This is a genomic window from Mucilaginibacter sp. JRF (genome assembly GCF_015223065.1).
Taxonomy (GTDB): Bacteria; Bacteroidota; Bacteroidia; order Sphingobacteriales; family Sphingobacteriaceae; genus Mucilaginibacter.
The window spans coordinates 780,544-797,441 of record NZ_JADFBY010000001.1; the positions used below are offsets into that span (position 1 = coordinate 780,544).

A 16,898-nucleotide genomic window follows, 5' to 3' on the forward strand; every position below is an offset into this window, starting at 1 on the left:
AAACCGATAGCATGATAAGTTCAGCAGATATAATTATTACGGGGCTGTATATTTTGGGTATAGTTATTATCGGCTTATGGTCGGGTATACGGCATCAGCATAAAAACAAAAACAAGGGCGCGGCGGGCGAATATTTTTTGGCCGGTAAAACGTTGCGCTGGCCAACTATAGGGCTGGCGTTGTTTGCTACCAATATATCGTGTGTGCATTTGGTAAGCCTGGCCCAAAGCGGGTTTGATACCGGGCTGCTTAACGGCAACTTTGAGTGGATGGCAGCCTTTACGCTTATTTTGTTAGCGCTGTTCTTTGTGCCTTTCTACATCCGTTCGGGTGTTACCACATTGCCTGATTTTCTGGAAAAGCGGTATGATCGTGCCAGTCGCGATTGGCTGGCTTTTGTGTCTGTCATTTCAGCCATCATTATACACATCGCCTTTTCGCTGTTAGCCGGTGGCATTGTATTACAAACCTTGTTCGGGGTTGATATGTATACCAGCGTCATTATTATATCGCTGCTTACCGCCCTGTATACCGTTGCCGGTGGTTTAACGGCGGTGGTGGTTACAGAATCTATACAAACCATTGTTTTATTAGCCGGAGCCGTAATTATGTGCGTGGCAGCCTGGATAAAAATGGGCGGATGGGAGCCTATGGTTGATGTTTTGCAGCAGCAGGGCGAAATGAGCAAACTATCAATGATGCGGCCGCATGGCGACGGTAGCGGTATGCCCTGGTACTCGGTGTTTTTGGGTTACCCGGTGCTGGGTATATGGTATTGGTGTGCCGATCAAACTATTGTTCAACGTGTTTTGGGCGCTAAGGATCAGGATCACGCCCGTGTAGGATCTTTGTTTTGTGGGTTTATCAAGATACTGCCTGTATTCATTTTCGTATTACCGGGATTGTTTGCCTATGCGCTGTCGCAAAAAGGTTTGCTCAACGTATCGGCACTACAAACTGTGGTTGATGGTAAGCAGGTAGTGAACAGTAAAGGCATTTATACTTTGATGATAACGCAGCTTATTCCCAAAGGGCTGGTAGGTATTTTAGTCGCCGCGCTTTTGTCGGGCTTAATGAGCCAGATATCGGGTGCGCTGAATTCCATATCAACCCTGGTGAGTTATGATATTTACAAGCGATACAAACCCCAGGCAACTGATAAGCAATTAGTTAAAACCGGCAAAATAGCGGCTGGTGTAGCCATGCTGGTATCATTATTAATGCTGCCATTGCTCAATAATTACGAAAGCATTTTTAACGGATTGAATGACATCATCGCCCACATTGCGCCGCCAATAACATGTGTGTTTTTGTTAGGCATATTCTGGAAAAAGGCATCAGCTACATCATCAAAACTTACTTTGTGGTTGGGCTCATTATTAGGTGTTGTGGTGTTTGTAACCTCAAAACTGATGCCTGCATCTACTATAGGGCAGGTGCCATTTATGATGATGGCCTTTTATCTTTTTTCTGCCTGCGTGCTGATGCAGGTGATATTCTCGTACATCTATCCCGTTCAGCATACTATTGATAGCGAAAAGCTTTACTGGAATTCGCCATTCGATGCGCTTAAAGGCCATAGCTGGAAGGGGATAGGTAATTACAAAGTACTGTCGGTGCTGTTGCTGCTCATTATGTCGGTACTGTTTTATTTATTCAGATAATGATTAAAAGTGTTTTTTATAGCATAGCGATTGGTTTGCTGATGTTATTTGCAGGTTGCGATAAGTCACCAGCTAAAGTTGTTCGCTATGGTATGGTTACCGGTATAAAACCCGATAAAATAGCTTATTACAAAAAGCTGCACGCCGTGCCGTGGCCGGGTGTTGTTAAAAAGATAGGGGAGTGCAACATTCATAACTATTCTATCTACCTGCAAAAAATTGAGGATAAATATTACCTGTTCAGTTACTTTGAATATACAGGCAATGATTTTGATGCCGATATGAAAAAAATGGCTGCCGACAGCCTTACCCAAAAATGGTGGAAACAAACCGCCCCCACTCAACTGCCCTTAGCCCAGGCTTTAGCTAAACACCAGGTTTGGACTAATATGGACGAGGTTTTCCATACTCCCTGATAATTTTTCAATGTTTAACGTTTTAGCACTTTTAGCATTTAATTACGCAATCGATTTGTGTTAATTATGGCTAAAATTTTAGCTTGATTTTTAACTGATATGGAAAATGCTTTTACCATAATCGAATAATCCATTATAATAAAAGGATACGTCATTTACCCCGCTAAGTAGTTGGTATACATTTGTTTTATAAGCCAAAATAAATAACAACAATTTAATGTAAAGGCATTGCCACCGGTAATGCCACCCTAATGTGGGCTACAAGCTTGCACAGGCGTTTTATTGCGTTTTTTAACCAATTATTCACCCTTTTTATGAGTAAACTTTACAAGTTGAGCAAACGCCTTTTGGTGTTAAAGATCCCTCAAAAACTATTGCCTGTTGCCTGTGGCTTGCTGCTTTTCGCGGCGCTGATGGCATCGGCACAAAGTAGTATCGCACAAAACCGTGTAACCATTACCGGTACCGTTACCGATACAACCGGCGGAATTATTGCCGGTGCTAACGTAACGGCGCTAAACAAAAACGGCAAAGCAACATCAACAGATGCCAATGGTAAGTTTGTGCTGGATGTTGAAGTAGGCACTGTTTTAAAGATATCGTTTGTAGGTTATCAGGATCAGCAGGTCACGGTATCGGCTGATCAGCGTACCTACAAAGTTATCATCAAAGAGAATGTTGCCCTTGCCGAGGAGGTTGTGGTTACCGCTTACAGCCGCAAGCAAAGTCGTGAGGCGCTGGTAGGTTCGGTTACTACGGTAAAGCCCGGTAACCTCAAAATACCATCAAGTAACCTTACCAACGCGCTGGCGGGGCAGGTGGCAGGTGTTATAGCCTACACACCAAGCGGACAGCCGGGACAGGATAACGCTACCTTCTTTATTCGCGGGGTTACCACCTTTGGTTACAAGCGCGATCCGTTGATATTGATAGATAACGTGGAGCTTACCGCTTCAGATCTGGCCCGTTTGCAGGTTGATGATATTGAAAGCTTTTCGATACTTAAGGATGCCAGCGCGACCGCCCTTTATGGCGCGCGTGGTGGTAACGGCGTAATTTTAGTAAAAACCAAAGAGGGTAAGGTTGGCAAGGCACAGATCAATTTCAGGCTGGAGAATTCTATGTCGCAATCAGTAAAAACCATTGAGCTGGCGGATCCGATCACTTACATGCGCCTGTTTAATGAGGCTACCATTACCCGCGATCCGCTTGCACCAAGACCCTTTACCGAGAACAAGATACTGAATACCCAGGCTACCTTGAACAACGCGCCGGGCAGTAACGCCTTTGTTTATCCGGCTGTTGATTGGATCGACCTGTTGTTCAAAAAGCGCACCAGCACACAACGCGCCAACCTTAACATAAGCGGCGGTGGAGGTGTGGCCAAGTACTACATTGCCGGTTCGTATTCAAATGATAATGGTATTCTGCGTACCGATATTCGCAACAATAATAACAACAATGTTAAGTTCACCAACTACCAACTACGCTCTAACGTTAACGTAAACCTGACCGATAAAACGGAGTTAGTAGTGCGTTTATCGGGTACGTTCAATGATTATAATGGGCCATTGACCAACGATGCCTCTTTCTCAACCGACTTGTACAATGTTGCCATGCACACCAGCCCGGTGCTGTTCCCGGCTTATTACGAGCCGGACGAGGCTAATATGAACGCGCAGCATATTCTGTTTGGTAATACGTTAAGTTCGGGTGGTTCGCCGGCCAATAATTCCATCGGGCAGATAAACCCTTATGCCGCCCTTTTGCGTGGTCACAAAAATTTTGTGGAATCGCGCATGCTGGCGCAATTGGAGCTGAATCAAAACCTGAACTTTATTACCAGCGGCTTAACCTTTCACGGCTTGTTCAGCACCAACAGGTACTCGTATTATACCTCGGATATGAGTTACTCGCCATTTTATTACAATGTGGCATCGTATGATAAGGCAAGCAACCAATACACCCTGCAATGGTTAAACCCGCAGCCTACAGGCAATAACGTAGCTACTGAATATCTTACCTACAATCGTAATTTGGGCAGCGATAATATCAACACCTTTATTTACCTGCAAGGCGTGGTTGATTATAGCAAAACCATCGGCAAAAACCATAATGTAAGCGGCTCGCTGATAGGTACCAGGCAACAACAGGTATACTCGGACGCTAAGGACCCGCGTACCAATACAACAACCTTACAATACTCTTTACCATATCGTAACCTTACCCTTGCGGGCAGGGCAACATACTCATACAAAAGCAAATACTTCCTCGAGTTCAACTTTGGCTATAATGGTTCCGAAAGGTTTTCAGAAGAACATCGTTATGGTTTCTTCCCAACAGTAGGCGCGTCATGGATCATCTCCGAAGAAAAATTCTGGGGTGATCTGTATGATGTGTTTGATCGTGTGAAGATCAGGGCCAGTCATGGCTTAGTAGGTAATGATGCTATCGGCGCGCAAAGGTTCTACTATCTGTCGGATGTTAACCTGAATGGCGGTAACTCAGCTGTGTTTGGCACCAATAATGGCTATGGCCGTAACGGTGTAAGCATTCGTAACTATGAAAACCGTAACGTTACCTGGGAAACCTCGCAGCAAACCACCCTCGGTTTAGAATTTACGCTGCTTAAAAAGTTCAACGTAATTGCCGAGGTATACAAAAATCACAAATACAATATTTTACAGGATAGGGCATCGATCCCGTCAACAATGGGGCTTGAGGCAGCTATTGCCGCCAACATAGGTAAGGTTGATTCAAAAGGTATCGACCTATCAGTTGATGGACGGCAGAATTTTTCTAACAACTCGTGGGTTGCACTGCGTGGTAACTTCACCTTCGCCGAAAATAAGTTCACCCAGTTTGAGGAGCCTAACTATCTCGAATCATACCGTTACAATGTAGGGCAATCGCTTAACAGGCAGTATGGTTATGTGGCTGAGCGTTTGTTTGTTGATGATAACGAGGCGCGCAACTCGCCTCAACAAATATTCAGCACCAACGGCCAGCCGCCAATGGGTGGCGATATAAAGTATCGCGATTTAAATAACGATGGCCGTATTGACGGCGCCGACCAAACCTTTATAGGCAACCCCACTGTGCCGCAAATAGTGTATGGATTTGGTATTACTTCGGGCTTCAAGAATTTCGATCTGTCGGCATTCTTTCAGGGGCAGGCCAGGGTGTCATTCTTTATTGATCCGGCACGTACAAGTCCGTTCATTCAAAGTCCTGATTCATGGTTGCCGGGCAACACCCAACTGTTAAAGGCTTATGCCGATAATCATTGGTCGGAGGAAAATCAAAACCTGTACGCCCTATACCCACGCCTGGGCGCTAACGGCGCGCAGATCGAAAATAATCGCCAAAACAGTACCTGGTGGATGCGCGATGGAAGCTTCTTGAGGCTAAAATCATTAGAGATAGGCTACAGTTTGCCGCGTAAACTGCTAAGCGCCATTAAAATGCGTAGCGCCCGTATTTACTTTAACGGCCTCAATTTGTTCACGGTTAGTCCTTTTAAACTGTGGGACCCTGAGCTGGGTGGCAACGGGTTTAACTATCCCATACAAAAAGTATTTAACCTGGGCGTGAACGTGAATTTATAACCTGAGATGAAGATGAGATCATATAAAATATTAATATACCTGGCTGCCATTACTATGCTGGGTACATCGTGCAAAAAGTTTTTGGATGTAACGCCCGAGAACATCGGTACTATTGATTACGCTTTCCGTAACCGTAACGAGGCGGAGAACTACCTGTTTTCGTGCTATGCAACCTTGCAGCAGTTTCAATACCCGCAAAACGACCCAAGCTTTACCAGCTCGGGCGAGATCATATTTCCGAACAACCTGACCGATAACCAGGGCATCGACCCGACGGGCTTTAACCTGATTCGCGGCACGCAGAACGTGCAAAATCCCGGCCTTAACTATTGGGATGGTGAGAATGGCGGACAGGCCATTTTTAGGGCGTTACGCCGCTGCAATACCATGCTCGAAAATATTGATAAGCCGATAGACCTTACCGCGTCAGAAAAAGCGCGCTGGATAGCCGAGGTGAAATTTTTGAAGGCCTACTATCACTATTACCTGTTCCGTATGTACGGGCCCATACCAATTACGGATAAGAATTTACCCATTACCAGCTCGACAGAAGAAGTAAAGGTGAAGCGTGACCCGGCAGATTCGGTAGTAAACTATATGGTGCGTTTGCTGGATGAGGCCGCGCCCGATCTGCCGGTGGTTATCCAAAATCAGATACGTGAACTTGGCCGCATAACCCGCCCTATAGCACTTGCTGTAAAGGCCGATATTTTGGCAACAGCAGCCAGCCCCATGTTTAACGGTAACCCAGACTTTGCCGGGCTTGCTAATAAGGATGGGCAAGCGCTGTTTACCAATACTTACGATGCCACCAAGTGGGATAAAGCATCAGATGCCTGTTTAGCAGCCATACAATTATGTGAGGCTAACGGTATCGCGCTGCATACCTTTAATGCTCCGGCTAACATACCTGCAACTTTAACTGATTCGCTAAGGCGTGTGCTTACCCTGCAAACCGCTATCACCGAAAAATGGGAGCTTAACAGCGAGTTGATATGGGCGCTAAACCCGGTATTTGGCTATGGCAGGCAGGAGTATAATATGCCGCGCTTAACATCACGAGCTGCCGCTAACCTGATAGCCCAGGGCACATTTGCCGTGCCTATTACCCAGCAGGAACTATTTTATACCAATAACGGAGTACCTATTACTGAGGACAGAACATGGGACTATACCAACCGTTACAACCTGCGCACCGGCGATGATGCTAATCGCTTTTACATACGTAACGGCTACCAAACCGTTAATGCCCACTTTAACCGTGAGCCCCGTTTTTACGCCAATGTAGCTTTTGATGGAGCGATATGGTATGGCAACGGCGTGCTCAATCCGGAGAATGCTTTGTATGTACAGGCAAGAAGCAGTAGTTCATTCGCAGGGCCAAAGGATAACATCCGCATAAACGTTACCGGTTATTGGGCTAAAAAATTGGTTAACTACCAAACCGTGTACGATGAGAATATGACCTGGGTAGATTTCCGTATGCCGATAATAAGGCTGGCCGGGTTGTATTTGCTGTATGCCGAAGTACTTAACGAGCAGGGCAGGCCTTTTGCCGAAGTGGTACGCTATGTTGACCCTGTGCGCCAGCGCGCGGGTTTGCAAGGTGTGGTACAGGCATGGACCAATTACTCGCGCAATGCCTCAAAGTATGCCACGCAGGATGGTATGCGCCAGATTATTCACCAGGAACGCCGCATTGAGCTGGCCTTTGAAGGGCAAGCCGGGTGGGACTTACGCCGCTGGAAAGAGATACAGAACGTAATGAGCAGACCCATGCAAGGCTGGAATATTTACGAGGAGCAGCCGCTTAACTACTATCGCCCGCGTACCATACTTACGCCGGTATTTAACGTGCGCAACTACCTGTGGCCTATCAAAAACAATAACCTGATAGTTAACGGTAATCTGGTACAAAACCCTAATTGGTAACAGGCAAACTCAAAACAACATGAAACGAATTCAATATTATATAGCAGTTACAACCGGCCTTGTTTTGCTGGTTGTTGCTGCCTGCAAAAAAAATGATGGCTACAACACCAGTCCCATATCCGGAGATACAACCAAACCGGGAGTGGTAACCAACCTTAAGGTAGATAACTTTAATGGTGGGGCGTATATTACTTATGATCTGCCTAACTCCGAGAATATATTGTATGTGCTTGCGCAGTACAATATTCGTAACGGCGTAAAGCGCGAAACCAAATCATCATACTATACCGATACGGTTACAGTGAATGGCTTTGCAGCATCGGCAGATTATGATGTTACGCTGTACACCGTATCGCGCGCCAACGTAATGTCTGACCCGGTTAAGGTTACCGTGCATCCGGATACACCTATCTATCAGTTGATCCGTCCATCGGTAGATATCAATGCCGATTTTGGCGGGGTGAATGTGCAGGCGTTAAATCCGCTTAAACGGGAGGTTGGCATTATCATCACCGCGTTCGACCCGACAACCAACGCCATGGAGGTACAGGATCAGTTTTTTACCAAATCCGACACGATAAATTATTCCATCAGAGGATATACTACCGATGCCCGCGACTTTGGTGTATATGTTACCGATCAATGGGGCAATATATCCGATACGCTGAAAAAACAGATCAGTCCTCTATATGAGGAAATGCTGAACAAAGGCCTGTTCAGTGCCTTTAACCTGCCCACGGATACGCCTATTGGTTACAACTGGGTATTGCCCAACCTTTGGAATGGTACCGAAAATGGCGATGGCTGGCATACCTTGCCGGGTAACAGGCCACCGTTTGTATGTTCGTTTGATGTTGGCCGGGTGTACAAGTTAAGCCGCTTTGTAATGTGGGAGCGTTTTGGCGAATGGGCCTACGGCCACGGTAACCCACGCGATTTTAGCTTGTGGGGAACCAAGGTAGCCAACCCGCGCGATGCGCAATTACCTGTTTCGGCACCGGCCGGCGCGGTGGTTGGCGACTGGATAAACCTGGGCAATTTCCATTATCCTGATCCGCCTTCAGGCTCGCCACCGGGAGCTGTAACCGCTTCGGATGAGGCATTTGTTAGGGCAGGGGTAAACTTTAATGTTCCGTTTGACGCGCCTACGGTTAGGTTTATCCGCCTGGCGGTTAACAGAACATGGTCGGGCGGTGATATAGCCCACGTAATGGAACTTTCGTTATATGGCAATCCGCAGTAATAATCAATTAAAACGAATTAAGATGAAGACGATAAAATATTGTTTAATTATCTGCGCCATGTTTGCCATAATTTATGGCTGCGGCAAAAACGATACGGAATTCCGTAGTTTTTTTGATGGCAAGGAGATAACCTATACCGGCGCTGTTGGCGATGTTACTTCGCAGCCCGGCGATCTGCGGGTTGGCCTTAAATGGAAAGCCAGTACCGACCCAAGCATAACCAAATATGTAGTATATTGGAATAATAAGGCCGATTCGCAAGTGGTGAATGTTACTGAAAAGAAAGATACCATCAGCACAGTGATCAGCGGCTTGCGTGAGTATGTTTACTCGTTCACTATTTACTCCTTTGATGCTAAGGGCAATAAATCAATAGCTAAGGAGGTGAACAACGTAAAGGTTTACGGCCCCATCTATCAGGGTACATTGTTGAACAGGGCTTACGATGCGGTAACACCTTATGTATTGAATGATAACGGCTCAGTAACCCTTAACTTTATTACGCCCGATACCATTAACATCACCACCCAAATAATGTACACCAGCAATGCGGGTACCGAGGTAACAACCAGTTTAGCGCCCGATGCCAACAGTATCACCCTGAACGATTTTAAGTTAGGTACTATTATCAAATACCGGTCGGAGTACATACCCGAGCGTGGCTCTATCGATACCTTTCAGGTAGCTGCCGCTGATGATTATCCGTACATCTACAGCTTTGTGCCATGTGATAAATCCATATTCGCGCAAACCAATTTACCAAATGATGTTTATGCCGATTTCGGTACCGCAATAAATAAACTATGGGATGGCAGCACCACACCGCAAGGCTATCCAAACATATTCCACTCAAATGAGCGGGCATTGCCGCAGCAGCTTACTATTGACCTGGGCAGATTGTATGACAATCTGGGCCGGATGGAAGAAACAGGCCGCGATTGCTGCCATAATCCTGATCAGTTTGAGGTTTGGGGTATAACTGATATAAACGGGCACGATACCAGCTTGCCTGCTAACGATGCGGGTTGGAAAAACGAGGCCATCTCAAAAGGTTGGGTATTGCTTAAGGATGTTGTACGTACCGGTGATGGTAAAAATCCATACAAGTTTGATCTGGATAATCAGGGGCAACCTATACGCTACATCAGGCTACGCATCAAACATAACTCAAACGGCGAAGCCAATTACAGCAACATGAGCGAGATAACCCTTTGGAATAAACAATAATTTGATCACAAGCCTGCGCATAATTATGTGCAGGCTTAATATTTTGTTATGCGTCAACTATTCATTCTGCTATGCCTGTGTTTTAATATGGGTGCGTATGCCCAAAGCAATGTAAGCACTCCCGCGTCGGCTATCCATAATTTTATGGACAAGCGTTTTGGCATGTTCATACATTTTGGCCCGGTAACCCTGCGCGGTACCGAAATTGGCTGGAGCCGGAATAAGGAAGTACCCGCAGATGATTATGATTCGCTTTACCGTGAGTTTAACCCGGTGTTGTTTAACGCTGATGAATGGGTGAAAACAGCTAAAGATGCCGGTATGAAGTACCTGGTGATAACCGCCAAACACCATGATGGTTTTTTGCTTTGGCCATCCGGAGTATCTGCATATAATATAGCTAATACTCCATTTAAAAAAGATATGGTAGGCATGCTGGCAAAGGCCTGTAAAAAGCAGGGTATATCGTTTTGTATATACATGACGGTGCTTGACTGGCACGATCCGGATTACCCTATCCATAGTCCGCATGATACATTGCATAACGTAAAAGGCGATATGCCGAGGTTTGTAACTACCATGAAAAGCGAGCTTACCGAGTTAATAACCCGCTACAAGCCCGATATGCTTTGGTTTGATGGATACTGGAAAAGCCCTGGACAAATGCTTATGGCCGTGAAATTTATCAGCATATAAAAAAGCTTGACGCACGTATTGTGGTAAATAACCGGTTAGGTAAGGAGAGCAAAAAGCTGAATGAGAATTCGGTAGGTGATTTTTTAACGCCCGAGCAGCGTATAGGTAACATTAATATGCTTGAACCATGGGAGAGTTGTATCACCATCTGCAATCAATGGGCATGGAAGCCTAACGATCAGATGAAATCATTAAAAGAGTGTATTCAAACTTTGGTAAAAACTGCCGGAGGCAATGGCAATCTGCTTTTCAATGTTGGGCCTATGATGGATGGGCGCATAGAGCAGCGGCAAGTTGACCGGTTAAAGCAAATGGGCACATGGCTTTCAAAAAACGGTGAAGCCATTTACGGCACCAAAGGAGGCCCTTATGCACCGAATGACAGGTATGCCGCTACCCGCAAAGGCAACAAGATATACATCCACATATTTAAGCCAGTTGATAGTGAACTTAATTTACCCGCTTTACAGGGTGTAACAATAAAAAGCGCTACAGTTTTGGGCGGTGAGCCGGTAAAATTTACACAGGTTGATGGCGTACATATAAGTTTGCCAGCCCAATTGCCTGATGAAAACTGTACCGTAATAGCCCTTGAATTAAACAGCGATGCCGAAAAACTACCGGTTATTAAGTAGCCGAAACAACATCGCGCCTTGCCGACGACCGGTATTGCTCGGGCGATACGCCCATGAACTTTTTGAATAGGCGCGAAAAATAGTATTGATCCTCATAACCCAAACTGTTGGCTACGGCTTTTATCCGCACCTCGTCCGAAAAAAGTAACTGGCAGGCCTTTTGCATTTTTAGGTTGATGAAATAATCAATAGGTGGCATGCCGGTAGCTTTACGGAACAAAATAGAAAAATAGGAACTTGATAATTTATGTTGATTGGCCATATCATCAACGCTTAGCTTTTTATCAAGGTTGGCGCGCATGTGGTTAATAGTAAGCGTTATTACATCGGTGCTTTCATCACGTGCAACGGCAATATGCCTTTCGGGGAATAAAAAGTTGGCAATAAAGTTATATAGGCAAAAGTTGGCATTGCACAGGTTCTCGGTACTGTAACCCATTTCAAGGCTATCGTACATATTGTTCCAAAGGTCAATAGCCTTTGAGTTAAATGGGATGGTAACCGCGCCTTTGTTGTTGTTAACATTCAAAAAACGATTAAAGCCGGGTATGTTGATGCCGTTAAAATGCACCCAATAAATGGTCCACGGTGTTTCTGAGTCGGCCCAGTAGCGCATGTACTTATCGGTGGCTGCAACCAAAATATACTGGTTGGCATTTACCTCGTAACGCTTATCATCAATAACAAAGTAACCGGTGCCTTGTACGCAGTATATCAGTATATTATCCTCGCAGCCTTTGCGCCGCTCGCGGTAATGGTATGATGCACGCGGAAAGTAGCCGATCTGGGCCACATATATCTGGAAAAAGTCAGGATCTTTCTTAAAAACATCCTTCCATATTTTGGGTGGAATGCTAATAATTTTTTCACCCTCAAAGCCATCTCTTCTCTTGAAAGCGGTGTTGTTCATTCAATATTTCGATTTAAAAGCGGGGGATGCCACGCAGGGTTTATGGCTGCGTGCCGCTATTATAGCATATTTAAACCTATCGGGCAAAGGCTTGATGCCGCTTTTGTTAAAATTAAATAATAGATGGAATATATCGCTTATTGGTGATGCCTGATGTTGCTTATAATTGCATAAAGGATAGTATAATCCATCTAATTTAGTGGTTTATCCATTTTGAGGATTAACGCCTGCCCATAACTTTATCTGAACCAATATGACCATCGATCGCCAAAAAATGCCCCTGTACCGCGGGTTTGCTTTACTTGTTTTAATAGTTGTGCTTTGCAGTCCGTATGCTCAGGCGCAAACTACTACCTGGAAAGGCTTTGCGCAAACGCGTGTAAACATTGCAGGGCATAAGGCATACTATGTAAAGCCGAGGGTAGCCTTACCGGGTAGGCCTTGGGTTTGGCGGGCATCATTCCCCGATTGGCATACGGGTATTGATAGCTTGCTGCTTTCGCGTGGTTTTTATGTGGCTTACGTTAGCGTTGACGATCAGTACGGCAGTCCCTATGCTATGCAGGTGTGGGACAGGTTTTATAATTACCTGACCGATGCCGTTCAGCTTGCACCCAGGGCAGCGCTGGAAGCTGTTAGTCGCGGTGGCTTATATGTTTTAGGCTGGGCCAAGCGCAACCCCGACAAGGTAAGCTGTATTTATGCCGAAACTCCGGTTTATGATATTAAAAGCTGGCCGGCAGGGAAAGGCAAAGGCTTAGGAGATAACGGAGCATGGCAGCAACTGAAACAGGTATATAAATTTACTGATGCAGAAGCATTGGCTTATAATGATAACCCCGTAGATAATCTGGAAGGCCTGGCATCATTCAAGGTACCTATACTGAATATGATAGGTTTGGAAGACAAGTTTGTGCCGCCTGCCGAAAATAGTTTGTTGTTTGCCGAAAGGTACATAGCAGCCTGTGGACCGGTAACTACTTACCCGGTAACCGAAGGGCCGCAGCAATTGAACGGGCACCATGTACCCGATAAGCATAACGATGAGTGGGCTGATTTTATTTATTACAACTCGTACCCCGTAAAAAAGGTGTTGCCTTATGCTGATTATTATAAAACGCGCAATGGGCTGAATAATTTTTATAAAATCGCTACTACAAATAAAAAGGCAACGGTAGCATTTTTAGGTGGATCGATAACCTTTAACCCCGGCTGGCGCGATAGGGTTTATAAATATCTGAAAGAGCGTTTCCCGAACACAGAGTTTCGTTTTATAATGGCCGGGATACCCTCGTTAGGTAGCTTGCCGCACACGTTCAGGTTACAGCGCGATCTGTTGGACAGCGGCAAGGTTGACCTGTTGTTTGTTGAAGCTGCCGTAAACGACAGGGTGAACAAAACCGATAGTTTGACGCAGGTAAGAGCGCTGGAAGGCATCATTCACCATGCACGCAAAACCAACCCGCAAATGGATATAGTGATGATGGAGCTTGCCGATCCTGATAAAACCAATGACTACACCGCAGGGAAACAACCCGTCGAGATCAGAAACCATGAATTAGTGGCCGAGCATTATGGCTTGCCATCCATCAATATAGCCAAAGGTGTTAAGGAGAAACTGGTTAATAAGGAGTTTGACTGGAATGATGATTTTAAGGATCTGCACCCGGCGGTATTTGGGCAGGAGTTGTATTTCGCCTTCATTAAATCGTTGTTGACAGATTGCTTTAATGATCCACCTGCGAAAGCTAAAAAATATAAATCGCCTAAGCCGCTTAATGAATATTCGTTTGAGCGTGGGCAATACTATAGCATAACTAACGCAAAACATGATGATAAATGGCGAATTGACCCCAACTGGCACCCAACTGATGGGTTAGGTACACGCCCCGGTTTTGTTAATGTACCGGCATTAATTGCTACTGAACCGGGCGCTGCCTTAACCCTTAACTTTAATGGTAACGCGGTAGGCATAGCCATAGTTTCGGGTGGCGATGCAGGTATTATTTCGTTTTCAATTGACGGTGCGCCGTTTAAACAGGTAGATCTATATACCGAGTGGAGCGGCTTTTTGCACCTGCCGTGGTATGTGCTGCTAAGTAGCGGCTTGCCTAATGCAGAGCATACATTACAAATTAAGATAAGTGCCGATAAAAACGCTAAAAGCAAGGGTAATGCCTGCCGCATAGTCAACTTCCTGATCAATAAATAAACCCCATAACTATAATATGAGAATTTATAAAAGAGCTTTATGCTTTATTTCTTTAACCTTTTCCCTCGGCATAACAACAGTTAACGCGCAGTCGCTAAAGCTTTGGTATGATAAGCCCGCACGCGTGTGGGAAGAAACCCTGCCGCTGGGTAATGGCCGCTTAGGTATGATGCCTGATGGCGGCGTAAGCAACGAAAAGATCGTGCTGAATGATATCACGTTATGGTCGGGTGCGCCGCAGGATGCCAATAACTACGAGGCCTACAAATACCTGCCCGAAATACGCCGCCTGCTTGATGAGGGAAAGAACGACGAAGCGCAAGCACTTATCGATAAAAACTTTGTGTGCAAGGCCCCTGGTTCGGGTGATGTGCCTTTTGGTTGTTACCAAACATTCGGCGATCTTAATATTAAGTTTAATCATGGCGATGGAAAGGAACCGCAGTATAGCAATTACCGGCGCGGATTATCTTTAGAAACTGCTATGGCATCAACAAGCTACATAGTAAACGGTGTAACCTATACGCGCGAGTATTTTACCGGCTTTGGTACCGATGTAAGTGTAATCCGCCTTACGACAGATAAAAAGGGTATGCTTAATTTAAGTATATCGTTAAGCAGACCCGAACGCGCAGAGGTAAGCGTGAACGATAATACCTTGCAAATGCAGGGTGGCGTCAAAAGCGGTACAGACAAACCCGGCATGCAGTTTTTAGCTAAGGTAAAAGCTGTACTTAAAGGCGGCACACAAAGTGCCGCAAACAATACGCTTGAGATAAAGGATGCCGATGAGGTTACTATTTTTATATCAATGGGCACTGATTATAAAAATCCGGCCTATAAAAATAAACTGAACGCGTTGTTAGATGCTGCCATTAAAAAGCCTTATGAATTGCAAAAACAACAGCATGTAGCTAAGTATCAAAAAATATACGGTCGCCTTAACCTTACATTGGGGCAAAGCAAGCAGGCTGACAACTTGCCTACCAACCAGCGTTTATTAGCTTTTCATAAAGATCCCGCGGCTGATAAAGGGCTGCCGGTGCTGTTCTTTCAGTTCGGGCGATACTTGTCTATCAGTAGCACAAGGGTAGGGTTATTACCACCAAATTTGCAGGGCTTGTGGGCCAATCAGGTGCAAACCCCGTGGAATGGCGATTACCACCTCGACGTAAATGTGCAAATGAACCACTGGCCGGTTGAGGTTGCCAATCTTTCGGAACTTAATTTGCCGCTGGCCGATCTGGTTGAGGGTATGATAGAACCGGGTAAGCGCACCGCCAAAGCCTATTATAATGCCGATGGATGGGTAGCGCATGTGATCACCAATATATGGGGTTTTACCGAGCCCGGCGAAAGTGCCTCATGGGGCATTACCAAAGCAGGTTCGGGCTGGTTGTGTAATAACTTGTGGGATCATTATGCTTTCAGTAACGACAAGGCCTACCTGAAAAAGATATACCTTATACTCAAGGGTTCGGCGCAATTTTACAGCAGCATCCTCACAAAAGATAAAAAAACAGGCTGGCTGGTAACTTCGCCATCTTCATCGCCCGAAAATAGTTTTTACCTGCCAGGTGGTAAACATGCCAGTATTTGTATAGGTGCAACTATTGATAATCAGATAATCCGCGAGTTGTTCAATAATGTTATCACAGCCTCAAAAACTTTAGGTATTGATGCCGCTTTCAGTACGCAATTAAAGGAAAAATTGAAAAGTCTGCCCCCGGCGGTAAATATCGCTAAGGATGGTCGCGTGATGGAATGGCTGGAAGATTACAAGGAAACCGACCCGCAGCACCGCCATATATCACATCTGTATGGATTGTACCCGGCATCACTCATTACGGCAGATGGCACACCAAAATGGGCCGAGGCTGCCAAAAAAACGCTTGAAGTTAGGGGAGATGATGGCCCAAGCTGGACCATTGCCTATAAACTCCTGTTTTGGGCACGTCTGCACGATGGTAACCGCGCTTATAAACTGTTTACCGAAATTATGAAACCAACCGAGCGTACCGATATCAACTATGGCGCGGGTGGTGGTATTTATCCCAACCTGTTATCTGCCGGGCCACCGTTTCAAATAGATGGTAACCTTGGTACCACGGCCGGTATTGCCGAAATGCTGATCCAAAGTCATGAAGGATATATCAACCTGTTACCTGCCATTCCGGATAGCTGGAAGGCTGAGGGCACAGCCAGGGGCTTTAAGGCAAGAGGCAACTTCACCGTGAATTTTACCTGGAAAGATGGCAAGGTTGTGAGCTACAAAGTAACATCGGCAACACCAAAAGCGGTAAAGCTTAAAGTAAATGGTAAATTCATCACTACAAAATCGGTAAAGGCTTAAG

Annotated in this window: 11 protein-coding genes; 10 read left to right on the forward strand and 1 reads right to left on the reverse strand. The window is 45.5% G+C overall.

Going from position 1 to position 16,898, the window contains the following annotated elements:
- Positions 1–11: 11 nt before the first annotated feature.
- From IM792_RS03190 to IM792_RS21385, 8 genes are all read left to right on the forward strand, one after another.
- A complete protein-coding gene (locus IM792_RS03190) occupies positions 12–1,664 on the forward strand; it encodes a sodium:solute symporter (protein ID WP_194100224.1) in 1,653 nt (550 codons plus the stop codon).
- Entirely contained in the window at positions 1,664–2,080 is a 417-nt protein-coding gene (locus tag IM792_RS03195; RefSeq protein ID WP_228084911.1) for an L-rhamnose mutarotase, read from the forward strand. The genes IM792_RS03190 and IM792_RS03195 overlap by 1 nt, the downstream gene beginning before the upstream one ends.
- Before the next feature lie 314 nt (positions 2,081–2,394).
- The gene (locus IM792_RS03200; RefSeq protein WP_194100225.1) at positions 2,395–5,688 is read left to right on the forward strand and encodes a TonB-dependent receptor; all 3,294 of its coding nucleotides are present in this window, start codon (positions 2,395–2,397) and stop codon (positions 5,686–5,688) included.
- Between the two features lie 12 nt (positions 5,689–5,700).
- Positions 5,701–7,620: a RagB/SusD family nutrient uptake outer membrane protein gene (locus tag IM792_RS03205; RefSeq protein WP_228084912.1), complete on the forward strand. Its 1,920-nt coding sequence runs from the start codon at positions 5,701–5,703 to the stop codon at positions 7,618–7,620.
- Positions 7,621–7,639: 19 nt separating this feature from the next.
- Positions 7,640–8,863, forward strand: a complete 1,224-nt coding sequence (locus IM792_RS03210) for a DUF4959 domain-containing protein (RefSeq protein ID WP_194100228.1) — start codon at positions 7,640–7,642, stop codon at positions 8,861–8,863.
- 58 nt (positions 8,864–8,921) lie between these two features.
- Positions 8,922–10,091, forward strand: coding sequence for a DUF4998 domain-containing protein (locus IM792_RS03215; protein WP_194100229.1), 1,170 nt, complete (start codon positions 8,922–8,924; stop codon positions 10,089–10,091).
- Positions 10,092–10,139: 48 nt separating this feature from the next.
- The gene (locus IM792_RS21380; protein ID WP_194100230.1) at positions 10,140–10,787 is read left to right on the forward strand and encodes an alpha-L-fucosidase; all 648 of its coding nucleotides are present in this window, start codon (positions 10,140–10,142) and stop codon (positions 10,785–10,787) included.
- Positions 10,788–10,807: 20 nt separating this feature from the next.
- Positions 10,808–11,422 (forward strand): alpha-L-fucosidase, encoded by a 615-nt coding sequence (locus IM792_RS21385; protein WP_347343789.1) that lies wholly within the window; start codon positions 10,808–10,810, stop codon positions 11,420–11,422.
- Here the strand turns inward: IM792_RS21385 and IM792_RS03230 are convergent.
- Positions 11,415–12,332 (reverse strand): AraC family transcriptional regulator, encoded by a 918-nt coding sequence (locus IM792_RS03230; protein ID WP_194100232.1) that lies wholly within the window; start codon positions 12,330–12,332, stop codon positions 11,415–11,417. The genes IM792_RS21385 and IM792_RS03230 overlap by 8 nt on opposite strands.
- Positions 12,333–12,585: 253 nt before the next feature.
- Here IM792_RS03230 and IM792_RS03235 point away from each other — a divergent pair, with 253 nt between their 5' ends.
- Together IM792_RS03235 and IM792_RS03240 are read left to right on the forward strand one after the other, a co-directional pair.
- Complete coding sequence (locus IM792_RS03235; RefSeq protein WP_228084913.1) at positions 12,586–14,544, forward strand: SGNH/GDSL hydrolase family protein; 1,959 nt, start codon at positions 12,586–12,588, stop codon at positions 14,542–14,544.
- Positions 14,545–14,560: 16 nt separating this feature from the next.
- On the forward strand, positions 14,561–16,897 hold the full coding sequence (locus IM792_RS03240; protein WP_194100233.1) for a glycoside hydrolase family 95 protein: 2,337 nt from the start codon (positions 14,561–14,563) through the stop codon (positions 16,895–16,897).
- Position 16,898: the final 1 nt, after the last annotated feature.